The 18,372-nt window shown below is 63.7% G+C and carries 12 protein-coding genes and 2 tRNA genes; 9 read left to right on the top strand and 5 right to left on the bottom strand.

Annotated features, from left to right (window positions below; all coding sequences use genetic code 11):
* Positions 1-35: 35 nt before the first annotated feature.
* The 4 genes from VVD47_RS02100 to VVD47_RS02115 all read right to left on the bottom strand — a co-directional run bounded on the left by VVD47_RS02100 (position 36) and on the right by VVD47_RS02115 (position 1,539).
* Positions 36-527: a YajQ family cyclic di-GMP-binding protein gene (locus tag VVD47_RS02100; protein WP_327601741.1), complete on the bottom strand. Its 492-nt coding sequence runs from the start codon at positions 525-527 to the stop codon at positions 36-38.
* Positions 528-664: 137 nt separating this feature from the next.
* Entirely contained in the window at positions 665-979 is a 315-nt protein-coding gene (gene ppnP / locus VVD47_RS02105) for a pyrimidine/purine nucleoside phosphorylase (protein WP_327601742.1), read from the bottom strand.
* Between the two features lie 57 nt (positions 980-1,036).
* Positions 1,037-1,252 (bottom strand): DUF2788 domain-containing protein, encoded by a 216-nt coding sequence (locus tag VVD47_RS02110; RefSeq protein ID WP_327601743.1) that lies wholly within the window; start codon positions 1,250-1,252, stop codon positions 1,037-1,039.
* Between the two features lie 211 nt (positions 1,253-1,463).
* A tRNA-Thr gene (locus VVD47_RS02115) sits at positions 1,464-1,539 on the bottom strand.
* A gap of 125 nt (positions 1,540-1,664) precedes the next feature.
* Here VVD47_RS02115 and VVD47_RS02120 point away from each other — a divergent pair.
* From VVD47_RS02120 to VVD47_RS02150, 7 genes are all read left to right on the top strand, one after another.
* A complete protein-coding gene (locus VVD47_RS02120) occupies positions 1,665-3,200 on the top strand; it encodes a hybrid sensor histidine kinase/response regulator (RefSeq protein ID WP_327601744.1) in 1,536 nt (511 codons plus the stop codon).
* On the top strand, positions 3,200-3,859 hold the full coding sequence (locus VVD47_RS02125) for a response regulator transcription factor (protein ID WP_327601745.1): 660 nt from the start codon (positions 3,200-3,202) through the stop codon (positions 3,857-3,859). Before VVD47_RS02120 ends, VVD47_RS02125 begins: the two co-directional genes overlap by 1 nt.
* A 72-nt stretch (positions 3,860-3,931) precedes the next feature.
* Positions 3,932-5,752, top strand: a complete 1,821-nt coding sequence (locus VVD47_RS02130; RefSeq protein ID WP_327601746.1) for a GGDEF domain-containing protein — start codon at positions 3,932-3,934, stop codon at positions 5,750-5,752.
* Between the two features lie 187 nt (positions 5,753-5,939).
* Positions 5,940-9,398: a transcription-repair coupling factor gene (mfd, locus tag VVD47_RS02135; protein WP_327601747.1), complete on the top strand. Its 3,459-nt coding sequence runs from the start codon at positions 5,940-5,942 to the stop codon at positions 9,396-9,398.
* 314 nt (positions 9,399-9,712) lie between these two features.
* Positions 9,713-11,950: a formate C-acetyltransferase gene (pflB, locus tag VVD47_RS02140; RefSeq protein ID WP_327601748.1), complete on the top strand. Its 2,238-nt coding sequence runs from the start codon at positions 9,713-9,715 to the stop codon at positions 11,948-11,950.
* A 19-nt stretch (positions 11,951-11,969) separates the two neighbouring features.
* On the top strand, positions 11,970-12,794 hold the full coding sequence (pflA, locus tag VVD47_RS02145) for a pyruvate formate-lyase-activating protein (RefSeq protein ID WP_327601749.1): 825 nt from the start codon (positions 11,970-11,972) through the stop codon (positions 12,792-12,794).
* Between the two features lie 312 nt (positions 12,795-13,106).
* Entirely contained in the window at positions 13,107-14,996 is a 1,890-nt protein-coding gene (locus VVD47_RS02150; RefSeq protein ID WP_327601750.1) for a sensor histidine kinase, read from the top strand.
* Between the two features lie 268 nt (positions 14,997-15,264).
* Here the strand turns inward: VVD47_RS02150 and VVD47_RS02155 are convergent.
* A tRNA-Leu gene (locus VVD47_RS02155) sits at positions 15,265-15,349 on the bottom strand.
* 232 nt (positions 15,350-15,581) lie between these two features.
* Here VVD47_RS02155 and VVD47_RS02160 point away from each other — a divergent pair.
* A complete protein-coding gene (locus VVD47_RS02160) occupies positions 15,582-16,115 on the top strand; it encodes a hemerythrin domain-containing protein (protein WP_327601751.1) in 534 nt (177 codons plus the stop codon).
* 79 nt (positions 16,116-16,194) lie between these two features.
* A complete protein-coding gene (locus tag VVD47_RS02165; protein WP_327601752.1) occupies positions 16,195-18,279 on the top strand; it encodes a catalase in 2,085 nt (694 codons plus the stop codon).
* Positions 18,280-18,372: the final 93 nt, after the last annotated feature.

Raw genomic sequence — 18,372 nt, forward strand, 5'->3', positions numbered from 1 at the left:
ACCTGTCCTGCGGGCTGTTTCGCTACTGACTGTTCCTACTCGCGGAAATTCCCGAACTGCAGCGGAAAGTCCGTGATCGCCTTCTTCAGCATCGCAATCGTTTCCTGCAGCACATCGCGCTTGGCGCCGGTGATACGCACCGTATCGCCCTGGATGCTCGCCTGGACCTTCAGCTTGCTGTCCTTCACCAGGCGGACGATCTTCTTCGCCAGCTCGGTGTCGATACCCACCTTAACGACAATCGGCTGCTTGACTTTATTGCCGCTGATCTTCTCGCTGTCCTTGCGCTCCATGCAGCGGATGTCCACGTTGCGCTTGGCGAACTTGGTGGTGGTGATATCCCACACCTGGTCCAGCTTGAAATCGTCGTCAGCGAACAGAGTGATCGTCTTGTCCTTCTCGCTCATCTCCACCCGTGCATCCGACCCCTTGAAGTCGAAACGGTTGGTGATCTCCTTGTTGCCCTGGTCGACGGCGTTGTGCACCTCGGGCCAGTTCAGCTCGTTCGTGACGTCAAACGAAGGCATGGGTTCTCTCCTCAGGAAAATGCGTCGGGGCGCGTAGCGAGCGGATGGCTGGCAAGGCGGCGCGCACAGACGTACATCAGGTACGTCGAGCACGCCAACGCAGCCAGGCGGCCGCGCAGTAGCGCCCCGAGGTATTTTTAGCCGAAGTGGCAGACGTAGTGGTAGGCCTCACCTGCGACTTCGATGTCGAAGCTGGAATCACCCGGCACGTTGAAGCTCTGGCCTGCGCCGTAGGTCTTCCACTCGGTCTCGCCCTTCAGGCGCACGCGGCAGCTACCGGCCACGCCTTCCATGATTTCCGGGGCGCCGGTGTTGAAGGTCAGGGTCGCCGGCAGGATCACGCCTATCGATTTGCGGGTGCCGTCAGACAGCACGACGGTGTGGCTGACGCACTTGCCGTCGAAGTAGACGTTGGCTTTCTTGATGACGGAAACGCTGTCGAACTGGCTCATTGCAGGCTCTCGTTGGGGATGGGAAAGGCGGCGATTATACCGAGCGCCGCGCTTGCCTTACTCCAGCCCGAGCACCTTGGCAATCACCGTCTTGGCGGAGAAGCCGAACATCCCCAGCCCGAGCACGAAGAACAGCATGACGGTACCGAAACGGCCGGCACGCGAGTCGCGCGCCAGGTTCCAGATGATGAACAGCATGTAGGCGATGAGGCCACTGAGCAGGAACCTGAGGGACAGGCTCTCGAACTCGGCCACGGTCAGTCCGAAGATCATGGGAGCAGCTTGAAGTAGTTGTCCCGAACGCACTTTGACAGGCGGCAAAGAACGCTCGGGACAGGCACTTCCAACTCATACAGGAAAACCCTGACAGTGGCGATTTTAGCGTTTCGTGCGGCGACGCACAATCGCGTCAGGGATGGACAGCCAGGGAGCAGAATGACAAAGGCAGGACAGCCGGTGAGGCTGCCCTGCCTTGCAGGATGTCTGGTGCCGCTTGTCGGATTCGAACTGACGACCTACCGCTTACAAGGCGGTTGCTCTACCAACTGAGCTAAAGCGGCGAAGGGATGTGCGCGAAGCGCAGCTTGAATATCTGTGTCGGCAACCCGCAGCGTGTCGGCCGGATGCCGCGGCGGATTATACCCGTGCTATCTTTTTTTCACCTGCCCGCCGGAAAGCCCCGTCCATGCTCAATTCCACACCTGATCGCCTGCTGCGTGTCCTGCTCATCGAGGACAACGAGGACGACGTCCTGCTGCTGGAGCGTCACCTGCGCGGCATCGGCTACCAACCGCAGGTGTGTCAGGTGAATGACCTGATCGAACTGCGGGCAGCGCTCATGCGCGAAGAATGGGACGTGGTGATTTCCGACTATCACCTGCCCGGCTTCACTGCCATGCTGGCACTCGACATGCTGCAGGAACTGGACTGCGACCTGCCCTTCATCGTCGTGTCCGGTGTCATCGAGGAAGAAAGCGCCTGCCAGATCATGCTCGCGGGGGCACAGGATTTCATGAGCAAGTCCAAGCTCGACCGCCTGGCGCCGGTCATCGAGCGCGAGCGGCGTGAGGCCTGCATGCGCCGCGAGCGCCGCGCCGCACTGGACGGCATGCGGGTATCCGACGCGCGTTTCCACGCCCTGGCCGCCAACGTGCCTGGGGTGCTGTTCCAGATGCAGGCCGACCAGATGGGCCTGTTGCAGTTTCTTTACGTCAGCGAAGCCAGCCACATGCTGCTGGGCCTCAGTGCCGAGGAATTGCGTGCGCGTCCCGACCCGCTGCTGGAACTGATCGTCGCCGACGACCGCGAGGACTTCCTGGCCGCGCTGAACAGCGCTTCCGAGCGCAATGCCACGCTCAACTGGGAGGGGCGCATCCTGCCGCAGGGCGCCGAGGAGAAATGGATCAACCTGCGTTGCTCCCCGCGCCAGATCGAGAACGGCACCACGCTGTGGGAAGGGGTGATGTGGAACATCACCCAGAGCAAACACAACGAGATCGAGCTGCGGCAGTCACGCAAACAGCTGGCCGAACTGTCCAACCACCTTCAGCACGCCAAGGAAGAGGAGCGCGAGCGTATTGCCCGCGACATCCACGACGTGCTGGGCGGGACGCTGGTCGGTATCAAGATCGCCGTGTCCCTGCTGGCCGGCAAGCTGGATCACGAACTGGCGCTGAAGGAGCGGGTACGCGGCATCGAACAGATGCTGGACGACGCCATCACCACCACCGGTCGCGTGGCCCGCGAACTGCGCCCCGGCATCCTCAAGGAGTTTGGCCTGGCGGCCGCGGTCGAGAGCTATGCGGAGGATTTCGAGCATCGCACCGGCCTGCGCTGCGCGGTGTTGTGTGCCGATCACGACATCGAGACCTGCGATGACACCTCCCTGGCGATGTTCCGTACCTTCCAGGAAGCCCTGACAAATGTTTCCAAGCATGCGCAGGCGGGCCTCGTCGAAGTCCGCCTGATGCAGGAAGGTGACGAGATCGTGCTGGAAGTGGCCGATGATGGACGGGGCGTGAAAGTAGCCGATCTGAACAAACCGAAATCCTTCGGCCTGCGTGGCATCCGCGAACGTCTGCACGCCCTGGGTGGCACCATGCAGATCCGTCCGCGTGCCGACTGCGGCACGCTGGTCGTCCTGCGGGCGCCCTTGCGCGACGACAGTATTGAAGTATCCCGCGACGGCGCCGCTATACCCAATGGACAGGCCTTGGCCTGATGAGTACCTTTGCCGCCATGAGCGAAAAAATCCGCGTCCTGATCGTCGACGACCACGCCATCATCCGCCACGGCCTGAAGCAGATCCTGTCCGATACCGAGGACATGGAGGCCGTCGGGGAGGCCGACGGCGGTGTACGTGCCTTGCAGATGCTGCGCAACAGCCAGTACGACGTCGTCCTGATGGACGTATCCATGCCGGATCGCAACGGCATCGACACCCTGAAGCTGATCAAGAAGGAATTCGCCAAGCTGCCGGTGCTGATCCTCAGCATGCACCCGGAGGAGCAGTACGCCGTGCGTGCGCTGCGTGCAGGTGCGGCAGGCTACCTCTCCAAGCAGGGGGCGCCGGAGCAACTCGTCACCGCCCTGCGCCAGGTCGCTGCAGGCAAGAAATACGTGAGCGCCGCGGTCGCCGAGGAGCTGGCCAATGCCATCACCGAGGATCTCGAACGGCCGCCGCACGAGAAGCTGTCGGATCGTGAATACCAGACGCTGTGCATGATCTCCTCCGGCAAGACGCTGACGCAGATCGCCGAGCAGCTCAACCTCAGCGTCAAGACGGTCAGCGTGTATCGGGCCCGCCTGCTGGAAAAGATGAAGCTGCGCAACAACGCAGAGCTGACCCATTACGGGCTCAAGCACGGACTGGTCGAGTGACCGGCACGCCGCAAGAACGAAAAAGAACGCAGTAGTCGAAGTGCCAATCTGTCGCTGGGGGCGACACGCAACATGCCGGAACAATCCAACCCGTCGGAAATTGCTCGCGAAGTCCTGCGGCGTCTTGCCACGCAGCGCATCCCGCCCACGCCGGAGAACTTCAGGGAGTTCTACAACAAGATCTCCGGCGCGCCGAACGACGAAACCTTTCCCGAACGCCAGCTCAAGATGCTGGCCGCGTCGCTGCCACGCGCGACGCCCGAGCAATTACGGCTGGCCCGCCGCATCGAGGTTGCCATCCAGGAACGCAACTGGAACGGCTTCCGCAACCAGATGATCAACCTGCTCGGCGAGCAGGCCGCCCCCGCCCCTGCGTGGTCGGCGCTGTTGGGAGACCTGCTGGCACAACTGGAGCGCCGCCAGGCCGGCCTCAGCGAAACCAGCAAGCGCGAGGCACTGGAGCATGTGCTGCAGGCCAACGCCTCCGACGCGGACCTGCTGTTCACCCGCCTGCAGGGGCTGGTGCGCGGTTGGGCGCAGGCGCCCTCCTCGACCGCCACGGCCATCGAGACCCTGGGAACGGCTGACTCTCCCGTTACGAACGCCTTGCCGCGGCCGGTTGCGACAGCGGCTGCGGCCGCCACGGCGGCCAGCGCGTCCTTGGCGACTGCTGCGGCCTCTGCCGTCGCGACGGCGGGTGGTGGCAGCTCCCTGCTCGAAGTGGTGGCGGCCACGCTGGACAACGCCATCGGCATGCTGCTGATCGACACGCCCGAACTGGCGGACGAATCGAAGGCACTGGCGCGCGAGTTGCGCACGGGCTTGCCCGGCGGCGAGGACGAGTTCCTGCAGCGCCTGCAGAAGTTCGCCTACCGCGTGCAGTGGGTCGCACAGGACCAGAGCTACATCCGCCAGGCCTTGCTGAACCTGCTGCAGCTGGTCATCGAAAACATCGGCGAGCTGGTGGTGGACGACAAGTGGCTGTCCGGCCAGATGTCGGTACTGCTCGAGCTCTTCGGCAAGCCGCTGGACAAGGACATCATCGAGGAAGTCCGCGAGCGCCTGCGCGACGTCATCTTCAAGCAGGGCACGCTCAAGCGCAGCCTGAGCGACGCGCAGAGCAAGATGCGCGAGATGCTGGCCAGTTTCGTCGAGCGACTGTCCGAGCTGGCCGACTCGACCGGCGTCTTCCACGGCAAGATGGAAGTCTTTGCCGGCCGCGTGTCGAAAGCGCACGGCATGGACGAATTGTCCGGCCTCATCGAAGAGATCATCAGCGAGACCCGCCACGTCCAGACCCGCGCCCATCAATCGCAGGCAGAACTCACCGCCTTGCGCACGACGGTGGACCAGGCCTATCGCGAGATCGCCCGGCTGGAAGGCGAGCTGGAAACGGCCAGCGAACTGGTGCGGCACGATCCGCTGACCGGCGCGCTCAACCGCAAGGGCCTGGAAGAAACCATCGCCCGCGAGATCGCGCGGATGCGCAGGCGCAACTCGCCGCTGTGTATGGCGTTGCTGGACATCGACAACTTCAAGCAGCTCAACGACACCTTCGGCCATGCCACCGGCGACGAGGCGCTGCGCCACATCGCCGGCGTGGTGCGCGAAAACCTGCGCCCGCAGGACTCCTGTGGCCGCTACGGCGGCGAGGAGTTCGTCATCCTGCTGCCCGATACCGTGGTCGATGGCGCGGTGGGTGTGCTGACGCGCCTGCAGCGGGAGCTGACCAAGCGCTTCTTCCTGGCCGACAACCGCAAGCTGCTGATCACCTTCAGTGCCGGCGTCACGCAGATGGGCATGGAAGAAGAGCCGGCCACCGCGCTGGATCGTGCCGACCAGGCGATGTACCGCGCCAAGCGCGCGGGCAAGAACCGCGTCGAGGCGGGTTGAACAACAGGCCGGGCGGCCTTTCCGATTGCTGATGCTGTCTTGCTGAAGGGCCCGTGAAAACGGGCCCTTCATACTTTCAACTTATAATCCCTTCGCTTGTCTGCCCTTCCGTGCGCCGGTTCCGACCGCCGCGCGGTGTGTTCATTTGTGCTGCTTCTCCGCAGCCTTGCCAGCCCTGTCCGATCGCATGTCCAGCCAGCCCGTCGCCCTGCCCATTCCGTCCTTTTCCCGACTCGCCTTGCCGAAGGCCGGCCAGCGCATGGACCTGCCGCGCCTGCACGGCGCCGCCGATGCCGCCGCGCTGGCGCAGCTCGCCAGCCAGGGCCAGAAGCTGGCGGTGGTGACGGCCAACCCGCTGGACGCCCAGCGCCTGGCCGAAGAGATCGCCTGGTTCGCACCGGCCCTGCGGGTGAACCTGCTGCCTGACTGGGAAACGCTACCCTACGACGCTTTCTCGCCGCACCAGGACCTGGTGTCGGAGCGGCTGGCCACGCTGTATGCGATCCAGAAAGGCGAATCCGACGTCACGCTGGTGCCGGCGTCCACCGCGCTGTACCGCATGGCGCCGCCGGCCTACCTCGCCGGCTACACCTTCTTCATGAAGGCCGGCCAGCAACTGGACGTGGAAGGCCTTCGCAACCAGATGACCCTGGCCGGCTACGACCATGTCACGCAGGTGGTGCGCCCGGGCGAGTTCTCGGTACGCGGCGGGCTGATCGACCTGTTCCCGATGGGCGCGCAACTGCCCTACCGGCTCGACCTCTTCGACGACGAGATCGAGACCATCCGCACCTTCGACCCGGACACGCAGCGCACGGTGTTTCCCGTGCCGGAGATCCGCCTGTTGCCGGCGCGCGAATTCCCGCTCGACGAGAAGGCGCGCAGTGCGTTCCGCCAGCGCTTCCGCGAAGCCTTCGAGGGCGACCCGACCAAGAGCATCATCTACAAGGATGTGTCGAACGGCATCGCGTCGCCCGGCATCGAGTACTACCTGCCGCTGTTCTTCGACGAGACGGCGACGGTCTTCGATTACCTGCCGACCGACGCCATGCTGGTGCTGCACCAGGACGTCAATGCCGCCATCGAGGCCTTCTGGGTCGAGGCGAACAGCCGCTTCAGGCTGATGGCGGGCGACCGTGCCCGCCCCTTGCTGCCACCTGCAGACCTCTTCCTGTCCGCCGAGCAGTTCTTCGTCGCCGCCAAGACGCGCACCCGCGTCGCCATCGGCGCCAGCGGCAGCGAGGTGCCGCCACCTGCGGTGGCGCTGCCGGAGCTGGCGGTCGAGCGCAAGGCGAACGATCCGCTCTACAAATTCAAGGCTTTCCTGTCCGGCTTCGATGGCCGCGTATTGGTGCTGGCCGAGTCACCGGGCCGCCAGCAGACCATCGCCGAGTATTTCGCCGAGTACGGCTTGAAGCCGGAAACGAGTGCGGACCTGTCAGGCTTCATGGCAGGCGGTGCGACGGTGGGGCCAAAATTCGCGCTTGGCACCGGACCCTTGTCGTCCGGCTTCCTGCTGGCCGAATCGCGCATCGCCATCGTCACCGAGAACGAGCTGTACGCCACCCAGGCGCGTCCCCGCGGTCGTGGCCGCGAAGGCCGCAAGGCCACCGTCGAGGGTTGGCTGAAGGACCTGTCGGAACTGAAGGTCGGCGATCCGGTGGTGCACCAGAGCCACGGCATCGGCCGCTACCAGGGCCTGGTGCACATGGACCTCGGCGAAGGCGACATGGAGTTCCTGCTGCTGGAGTACTCCAACGACGACAAGCTGTACGTGCCGGTGTCGCAACTGCACGTCATCACCCGCTACGCCGGTGCCGATCCGGAGAACGTCGACCTGCACAAGCTGGGCAGCGGCCAGTGGGAGAAGGCCAAGCGCAAGGCTGCGCAACAGGTGCGCGACACCGCGGCGGAACTGCTCTCGCTGTACGCGCAGCGTGCCGCCCGTCCCGGCCACAAGTTCGACTTCAAGCAGCACGACCTGGATGCCTTCGCCGAGGGCTTCGGCTTCGAGGAGACGCCGGACCAGCTCGCCGCCATCAACGCGGTGGTGGCCGACATGCGTGGCGGCAAGCCGATGGACCGGCTGGTGTGCGGCGACGTCGGCTTCGGCAAGACGGAGGTCGCCCTGCGTGCCGCCTTCATCGCGGTGGCCGACGGCAAGCAGGTGGTCGTGCTCTGCCCCACCACCCTGCTCGCCGAGCAGCATTTCCAGACTTTCAGCGACCGCTTCGCCGACTGGCCGGTCAAGCTCGCCGAGCTGTCGCGTTTCCGCAGCGCCAAGGAGCAGGCCGAATCGCTCGAGCTGCTGGCGGAAGGCAAGGTCGACATCATCATCGGCACCCATCGCCTGTTGCAGAAGGACGTGGAGTTCAAGCGCCTGGGCCTGGTGATCATCGACGAGGAGCACCGCTTCGGCGTGCGCCAGAAGGAGGCGCTGAAGACGCTGCGCAGCGAGGTCGACATCCTGACCCTGACCGCCACGCCGATTCCCCGCACGCTGGGCATGGCGCTGGAAGGCCTGCGCGAGTTCTCCGCCATCACCACCGCGCCGCAGAAGCGGCTGGCCATCAAGACCTTCGTGCAGGCCTACTCCAAGGGCATCGTGCGCGAGGCCGTGCTACGCGAATTCAAGCGCGGCGGGCAGGTGTATTTCCTGCACAACGAGGTGGATACCATCGAGAACATGCGCGTCGCGCTGGAGGAAATGCTGCCGGAGGCGCGCGTCGTCGTCGGCCACGGCCAGTTGCCGGAGCGCGAGCTGGAGCGCGTGATGCGCGACTTCACCACCCAGCGCGCCAACCTGCTGCTGTGCTCGACCATCATCGAGACCGGCATCAACATCCCGACCGCCAACACCATCATCATCAACCGTGCCGACCGCTTCGGCCTGGCGCAGCTGCACCAGCTGCGCGGCCGCGTCGGCCGCTCCCACCACCAGGCCTACGCCTACCTGCTGACCGACGCGAACGCCAAGCCGACGGCGCAGGCGCAGAAGCGGCTGGAGGCCATCACCATGATGGAGGACCTCGGCTCCGGCTTCTTCCTGTCGATGCACGACCTGGAGATCCGCGGCGCTGGCGAGGTGCTGGGCGAGTCCCAGTCGGGCGAGATCCAGCAGGTCGGCTTCTCGCTGTACAGCGAGATGCTGAAGCGCGCGGTGAAGGACCTGCAGGCCGGCAAGGAGCCGGACCTGTCGCAGCCGCTGGACGTCGTGTCGGAAATCAACCTCCACGCCCCTGCCCTGTTGCCCAATGCGTACTGCAGTGACGTGCAGGAGCGCCTGACGCTGTACAAGCGCATGGCCAACTGCGACGACACGGAGGAGCTGCAGGCTTTGCAGGAGGAACTGATCGACCGCTTCGGCGAAATGCCGGAGCAGACGCAAACGCTGCTGGAAACCCACCGCCTGCGCGTGGCAGCCAAGCCGCTGGGCATCATCAAGATCGACGCGAGCGAAACCCGGGTGCAGTTGCACTTCGTCGCCAACCCGCCGATCGAACCGATCCGGATCATCCAGCTCATCCAGAAGAACCGGAACTGGAAGCTCGCCGGGCAGGACAAACTCACTGTCAACATCGCCGCCGTGGACAGCAAGCTGCGGGCCCAGAAAGTGCGGGAAGTACTTAAGCAGTTGTCCGCTTGAAAAGTCACGTCAATGGCACGAATCGGTGCCATCATGTTGATGCTGAAGGCATTCATGTGGACCGCATATTTGTTTGCTGCGATCGCACATAAGCCAGTCTGATTCCGGAATCAACTAATCAGAACAAGCATTTACCTGCGAACTTGATCTGCATCAGGTTTTCGAGAAAGGCCGGTCACATACTGAAGTCGTGGCGCGGAAGTGGTTCAAAAGACCACTGAAAGCGCAGGAATCCAGACCCGGATTCCGACCGATTTTCTTAATGCAAGGAGCAGATCATGTCCGAACGAGACCCTCTGGTTGTGGAGACTGTCATGGACGATCAATTGACGCAGGCCTGGCGCGGATTCAAGCCGGGTAGCTGGAAGCTTGGCATCGACGTACGCGATTTCATCGTCACCAACGTGACACCGTACGAAGGCGACGACAAGTTCCTCGCCGGCGCAACCCCGCGCACCACCGCGCTGTGGGCAAAACTGTCCGAATTGTTCGTCAAGGAACGCGAGCGCGGCGTGCTCGACGTCTCCCAGATTCCCTCCTCCATCACCGCTCACGACGCCGGCTACATCGACCGTGACAACGAAGTCATCGTCGGCCTGCAGACCGAAGCCCCGCTCAAGCGCGCGATCTTCCCGAACGGTGGCTGGCGCATGGTCGAAGGCGGCCTCAAGGCCTTCAACTTCCCGGTCGACCAATCGGTGAAGGACATCTTCACCAAGTACCGCAAGACGCACAACGAAGGCGTGTTCGATGCCTACACCGAGGACGTGCTGAAGGCCCGTCGCTCGCACATCGTGACCGGCCTGCCCGATGCCTACGGCCGTGGCCGCATCATCGGCGACTATCGTCGCGTGGCGCTGTATGGCGTGGATCGCCTGATCGAGACCAAGAAGGCCGAAAAACTCTCGATCGACGGCGAGCACTCCACCGACGCGATCATCCGCGACCGTGAAGAACTGTCCGAACAACTGAAGGCACTGAACGAACTGAAGGAGATGGCGGCCAAGTACGGCTTCGACATCTCGAAGCCCGCTGCCACCGCCAAGGAAGCCGTGCAATGGCTGTACTTCGGCTACCTCGCCGCGGTGAAGGAGCAGAACGGCGCCGCCATGTCGCTGGGCCGTACCTCCACGTTCCTGGACGCCTACTTCGAACGCGACCTCAAGGAAGGCACGCTGACCGAAGCCCAGGCGCAGGAGATCATCGACGACTTCGTCATCAAGCTGCGCATCGTGCGCTTCCTGCGTACGCCGGAATACGACGCACTGTTCTCCGGTGACCCGACCTGGGTGACCGAGTCCATCGGTGGCATCGCCGAAGACGGCCGTTCGCTGGTGACCAAGACTTCCTTCCGCTACCTGCAGACCCTGTACAACCTGGGCCCGGCACCGGAACCCAACATGACCGTGTTCTGGTCGCCCAAGCTGCCCGCCGGCTTCAAGCAGTTCTGCGCCAAGGTGTCCATCGACACCAGTGCCGTGCAGTACGAGTCCGACGAACTGATGCGTCCGGCCTGGGGTGACGACACCGCCATCGCCTGTTGCGTATCCGCCATGCGCGTCGGCAAGCAGATGCAGCTGTTCGGCGCCCGGGTGAACCTTGCCAAGTGCATGCTGTACGCCATCAACGGCGGCCGCGACGAAATGTCCGGCGCACAGGTGATGCCCGCCTTCGACGCCGTCAAGGGCGACGTGCTGGACTTCGACACGGTGATGAAGAATTTCGACACCGCGATGGACTGGCTGGCCCGCACCTACGTGAATGCGATGAACGTCATTCACTACATGCACGACAAGTACGCCTACGAGCGTATCGAGATGGCGCTGCACGACTACAACCCGCTGCGCACGATGGCCTTCGGTATCGCCGGCCTGTCGGTAGTGGCGGACTCGCTGTCGGCCATCAAGTACGCCAAGGTGAAAGTGGTGCGCGACGACAGCGGCCTGGTGACCGACTACGTGACGGAAGGCGACTTCCCGAAGTTCGGCAACAACGACGACCGCGTCGACCAGTTCGCCACCTGGCTGGCCGAGTCCTTCATGAACAAGCTGCGCACGCACAAGACCTACCGCGACGCGCTGCACACCCAGTCGGTCCTGACCATCACCTCCAACGTGGTGTACGGCAAGAACACGGGCAACACGCCCGACGGCCGCCGTGCCGGCGAACCGTTCGCACCGGGTGCCAACCCCATGCACGGCCGCGACAAGCTGGGCTTCATCGCCTCGGCCATGTCGGTCGCCAAGATTCCGTACGAGCACTGCCAGGACGGTATCAGCATGACCTCCAGCATCGTGCCGAGCGGTCTGGGCAACACGCGTGACGACCAGGTCGTGAATCTGGCCGGCTCGCTGGACGGCTTCTTCGGCACTACCGGTTTCCACGTGAATATCAACGTGCTGAACCGCGACATGCTGGTCGATGCCATGGAGCACCCGGAGAACTACCCGCAGCTCACCATCCGGGTGTCGGGCTACGCGGTGAACTTCATCAAGCTGACGCGCGAGCAACAGCTGGATGTGATCAACCGCACCTTCCACGGCGAAGTCTGAACGAGCCGAGGCAAGCATCATGGACACGCCCCTGCGCGGTAGCCGTTTCGATCTGCGCGTCGAGCACAGCAACACCATGCCCGACGCGCAGACGAACGACCTGCTGCGCGGCGGGCGCTGGGGTTTCCTCCACTCGGAGGAAACCGGCTCTGCGGTCGATGGTCCGGGCATGCGCCTGGTTTACTGGACCACCGGCTGCGAGTTCCGCTGCCAGTACTGCCACAACCCGGACACCTGGAAGCTGAAGAACGGCAGGCTGGTCTGCGTCGACGACCTGCTGCAGGAGCTGGCGAAGTACGCGCCCTTCCTGAAGGCCGCCAACGGCGGCCTCACCGTGTCTGGCGGCGAGCCCCTGGTGCAGGACCGTTTCGTCATGCAGCTGATGCATGGCGCCAAGGCCCTGGGCGTACACACCGTGCTGGATACCAACGGCTTTCTTGGCAACAAGCTGTCGGACGAGGAACTGGAAGAGATCGACCTGTTCCTCCTCGACATCAAGAGCTGGGACCCGGAGACGCACCTTCGCGTCACCGCCAAGCCGGTCGAGCCGGTGCTGGAATTCGCCCGCCGGCTGGCCGAGCGCAAGCGCCCCGTGTGGTTGCGTTATGTGCTGGTGCCCGGCCTCACCGACGCGCCGGACAACGTCGAAGGCGTGGCGAAGTTCTGCGCCGGACTGGGCAATGTCGAACGGGTGGACGTCCTGCCCTTCCACCAGCTCGGCAAGTTCAAGTGGGACCAGCTCAACATGAAATACGAGCTTGCCGACACGCTGCCCGCGACGGCGGAACAGACCGCTGCCGCACGCGCCCTCTTCCGCAAGCATGGCCTCAACGCGGCAGAGTAAGCCCCGGCCCTGAAGTCCATCGCATGACCGACAACGCCCCGATCCGGGGCGTTGTTTTTTCCTGGACCGCGGTTCCGCTACCGGGCGCCGGGGTCCGTACTGACATCTCCCTGACGATGACCCCTTGCGTGGCATGCGTCCGCGAGACCTGCCTCGTCACTTCGAGCCCTGGGCTCCGTGGAGTGAGTCCAGGTCCGCAGGTGCAGGCCTTCAACTCAGGCGTTCAATTAACTCTCCTGCGTCCGCCAACCTCTGCGCAGTCCTTATACTCCGCGGAGGTGCGGCATGGGCCGCCAGTTCCAGGATTGACTCATGAATCCCCCGGTAGCGCCTTCGACTGGAGCGGACCGCGCCGTTCTTCTGGTGATGCAACGCGGCGCCACGGTCCATCTCAATACATGGTGGGCCGAGTTTTCCGGTTTGTCGGTATGCGACGCTAAAGCTCTCTGGCAGCGCTCGGCTCCGGCAGAACAAGAACGCCTGTCCACAGTTTGGCAGCTGGGTCTTGATGAAGGCCATTCGTTCCAGCTCCGCTTCAGTGCCATCAGGGCTGCTGACGGTGAAAGTCGCGCACTTGTACTTGATGCCACACCCGTGGCTTCAGCCGATTTTCCGGATGGGCGGTGGCTCGTGACTGTCGCCGATACGGGCTTCGATGAAGCCGGCAAGGATGTCGTAAGTGCGCCTGCAACGGCGTGTGCCCTCGACGTCATGCGAATTGCCGCGTGGGAGTGGAATCCGGCGGATGGCCGGGCATGGTGGAGCCAAGGGATCTATCAGATGCTTGGCGTGCCCGAACGCTCCGGACGCGAGATCGACGAAGACTTCTTCAGGTACATCGTCCCGGACGACATCGAGGCTGTCATGGCCGGGGTCAGCCGCTCGCTTGCCACCAGTGAAGAACTCAGCATTCGCTTCCGGATCAAGAGGGCCGACGGAGAGACGCGATGGCTCGCGACGCGCGCGGCCGTCGAGACCGGCCCGGAGGGCAATTCGCCGCGTCTTGTCGGGGTGAACTTCGACGTCACGGAGCAGATCGTCGTTGAGCACAAGCTGCAATCTGCACTTCTGCAAACGCAGGAAAAGGCCCAGATCCTGCAAGCTATCCTCGATCACGTTCCAGAGGGGCTCGCCATCGCACTCGGACCCGACAAACAGATCGTCGCGGTCAGTCGGCATGGCCAGAAAATGATTGAAGGCAGTACGCCGGCTGACAGTCGGGCGTGGGACGCTTGGGGCGTCTACCACCTGGACGGCGTGACGCGTGCGGCCCCTGAAGAAATGGCTTTGCACCGGGCCTGCGACGGTGCCGTGATCATCGACGAAGAGTGGTTGCTGCGAGCCGCCAACGGGGCGTTGATCCATGTGTCCTCCAACGCCGCTCCGATTCTGAATGCAGAGGGGAAGCCGATTGGCGGCCTGGTGTCATGGGTGGACATCTCGCATCGGAAGCGAGCCGAAACAGAACGACGACACCTTCTGGAATCCGAAACTGCAGCCCGGGCTGCTGCGGAGGAAGCCAACCGGATGAAGGACCTGTTCCTCGCCATGCTGTCCCACGAGCTTCGCAACCCCATGAGTGCGATTCTGGGGTGGGGCCAGATCCTTCAGACGGGTAAAGCGGGTCCGGACATGAGGGAGCGTGCGGCCGACGTCATCATCCGCAACGCGATGACGTTGAAGCATCTGGTGGATGATCTGCTGGACGTGTCCCGCATCATGGCCGGCAAGCTCGAAATCCAGCCCGTCGAGACGGACCTGACTGGTTGTGTAGAGGCAGCACTCGAGACCATGAAACCGATGGCCGATGCCAAGCAGATTGCGCTGGTCCAATCGGACAGAACCTCTCTACCAGCCGTGGCGGACCCGCATCGGATGCAGCAGGTAGTGTGGAATCTGCTGTCCAACGCGGTGAAATTCTCGCCACGCGACTCCAGGGTGGAGATCACAGCACAGCGCATCGGCGTCGTTGCAGTAATCGAGGTCGCTGACAACGGCCCCGGGATACCTGATAGCTTGCTGCCCCACATCTTCGAGCGCTTCCATCAGGGTGATGACCCGCTTGTCCGTTCTCAAGGCGGTCTGGGGCTGGGACTGTCCATTGCCCGACATATCGTCGAAGCCCACCAAGGAAGTATTGAAGTCCGCAACCGTGCTGGTGGAGGCGCAAGTTTCTCGGTCCGGCTTCCGCTGCGCGGGTGAAGTTTAAGAAGTCACCACGCAAGAGCAGAAGGATCCTCCGCCGCTCCGGCCCTTTGAGTTGCTGCGGGTGAAAGAAGCGTAGAACTGACAGCTGGTCGGGGATCGGCAAGCAAGGGCAACGCCGCGATCAGCGGTTCCACTCCCCCAGCTTTCCGAGAAAGATCTTGCACTGCCCGATTGTCTTCAGTGCATCGCACACGGCAATCCGCTGCCAGCCGCCTGTCTGAAAGGCTGTTCGGACTTCGTCGGACGCTGCAGGAATGCAGGCTGGTGCCCGGAACGGGAATCGAACCCGTACAGCTTGCGCCGAGGGATTTTAAGTCCCTTGTGTCTACCAGTTTCACCATCCGGGCACAGGGCCGGGATTCGAACCGATCGGGCCAGCCAAGTCAAGGACGGCGACCGCCGTTTAGCAACGTCCCCAGGCGTTGGTGCATGCACAGGAGAGTGCGGTCTGTCGCCACCGCTCGACTGTAGGAGCGTACCGACACCCGAAAGCGCAGCGTTCCGACCCTGACGGCTTGCCATTGAGTCGATGATCCGCCTCAGGTCATCCGTGATGACACCTTGAAAAGGGGAATCGACATGCCGAGCACCCACGCCAATCCGCACAACGTACGCCACGCACCTCAGCAAACGCCTCATGGCCGTGTTGAGCGTGCGCAATCCACCGACGCGATCCGCCTGCTGCGCGCGGATCACAAGGAAGTCGAAGCGCTGTTCGACCAGTACGAGCGCCTACGGTCGGCCGCACGCAAGCGCATCGTCGCCGACCAGATCTGCATGTTGCTGGAAGTGCACACCCAGATCGAGGAAGAGATCTTCTACCCCGCCGTGCGCCGCATGCTGCAACTGGACGACCTGCTGGACGAGGCCGTCGTCGAGCATGCCAGCGCGAATGAGCTCATCGCCCAGATCCGCGATGACGATCCCGAGGAACCGTACTTCGATGCGCGCGTGAAGGTGCTGGGCGAGTACATCCAGCACCACGTCAAGGAGGAGCAGCGCGAACTGTTCCCCCGCGTCGATGCCAGCCGCATCGACACCGCCGCACTGGGCAGGCGCATGCAGGCACGCAAGGAAGCGTTGCTCGCAGGCTACGCCCCTCAACCTGCCTGACCGACGACGGCAGGACCGCATCACACCCGACGCGTACCCAGGTACGCGTTTTTGTTGTCCCGATAACAGGAGCTTCGCCATGAACACTCGTACCGCCCACTCCCACCCTGGCGCGCCGGGCGCCGATCGCACCGGAAACGGCGGTGAGCTTCACCGCCAGCACGGCGGGGGCAAGGAGACGCTGCTGACCACGAACCAGGGCATTCCTGTCGCGGACAATCAGAACTCCCTGCGCGTGGGCTCGCGCGGGCCGACCTTGCTGGAGGACTTCGTCCTCCGCGAGAAGATCACCTCCTTCGATCACGAGCGGATTCCCGAACGCATCGTCCACGCGCGCGGCTCCGGTGCGCACGGATACTTCCAGCCTTACCGCTCGCTGTCCGGCATCACGCGCGCGAAGTTCCTGCAGGACCCGTCGGTCAGGACGCCGGTGTTCGTGCGCTTCTCCACCGTCGCGGGTGGTTCCTCGTCGATCGACCTGCCGCGTGACGTGCGTGGCTTCGCGGTGAAGTTCTACACCGAGGAAGGCAACTTCGATCTGGTGGGCAACAACATCCCGGTGTTCTTCATCCAGGACGCGATGAAGTTTCCCGACCTGGTGCACTCCGTGAAGCAGGAGCCCGACCGTGGCTTCCCGCAGGCCGCCTCGGCGCACGACACCTTCTGGGACTTCATCTCTCTGATGCCGGAATCCATGCACATGATCATGTGGGCGATGTCGGACCGCGCCATTCCGCGCTCCTACCGCATGATGGAAGGCTTCGGCGTGCACACCTTCCGTCTGGTCAACGAATTCGGCGAGAGCCGCTTCGTCAAGTTCCACTGGCGGCCGGTGATCGGCAGCGAATCGGTGCTGTGGGACGAGGCGGTGAAGATCAACGGCGCCGATCCGGACTACCACCGCCGCGACCTGTGGGAAGCGATCGAGAGCGGCCAGTACCCGGAGTACGAACTGGCGCTGCAGGTGTTCGACCAGGAGACCGCCGACAGGCTGGCCTTCGACGTACTCGATCCGACCAAGCTGATTCCCGAGGAAGAGGTTCCGCTGGATATCGTCGGCAAGCTGGTGCTTGACCGCAATCCCGACAACTTCTTCGCCGAGACGGAGCAGGTCGCCTTCTGCCCCGCCAACATCGTGCCCGGCATCGACTTCAGCGACGACCCCTTGCTGCAGGGGCGCCTGTTCTCCTACCTGGACACCCAACTCAGCCGCCTGGGCGGGCCGAACTTCCACCAGTTGCCCGTCAACAAGCCACGCTGCCCGATGCACAACTTCACGCGCGACGGTATGGCGCAGATGGAGGTGCCGAAGGGCCGCGTGGCCTACGAGCCGAACTCGCTGGCGGCGGACGCGCCGCGCGAATGCCCGGTGCACGGCTTCACCAGCTTCCCTGCCCCGGTGGAAGGCAACAAGACGCGCCTGCGCGCCGAGTCCTTCTCCGATCACTATTCGCAGGCCCGCCAGTTCCTGCTGTCGATGACGCCGCCCGAGCGCGAGCACATCGCCAACGCGCTGGCGTTCGAACTCGGCAAGGTCGAGACGATCGCGATCCGTACCCGCATGCTGGGTCACCTGAAGATCATCGACGCAGCGCTGGAGGTCGAAGTCTCGGACCAGTTGGGAATGAGCGGCAAGGCCGACGTCATCGAGCCGGCGCAGGCCCCGCAGGATCTGCCGCCGAGCCCGGCCCTGAGCCTGCTGGCCAAGGCACGCAGCACGCTGGAAGGCCGCAAGCTTGCGGTGCTGCTCGGTGACGGCTTCGATCCCGACATGCTGGTCGCGCTGGAAAGCCGCCTGAAGAACGAGAAAGCCAAGCTCGCCAAGGTGGCCCTCAAGCCGGGTGCCGTGCAGGACAGCAGCGGCAAGGTGCATGCAGTGGACATGGCGCTCGCCGGTGCACCGTCGGTCCTGTTCCACGCTGTCGTGGTGCTGAGCAACGAGTCGGTCAGCGATGCGCTGGTCGACCTGCCGACGGCCCAGCAATGGCTGCGCGATGCCTTCGGTCACTACAAGGCCATCGGGATTGCCGGCTGCGACGCGCTCGCCGGCAAGGCTGCAGTGAAGGGAGAGTTCGGCGTCATCGACCTGGCCAGCCCCAGCGAGCTGGACGACCTCGTGCTGGCGGCTAAGTCCGGTCGCGTGTGGGACCGCGTGGGCTTCTGAGACCCGTGACGCGTCATCGCGACGCGTCGCAACGTACTGACCACATCGCAATGAGAACGGCCTCCCTCGGGAGGCCGTTTCTTCATTCAGCTG

Source organism: Uliginosibacterium sp. H1 (genome assembly GCF_036017065.1).
Lineage (GTDB): Bacteria > Pseudomonadota > Gammaproteobacteria > Burkholderiales > Rhodocyclaceae > Uliginosibacterium.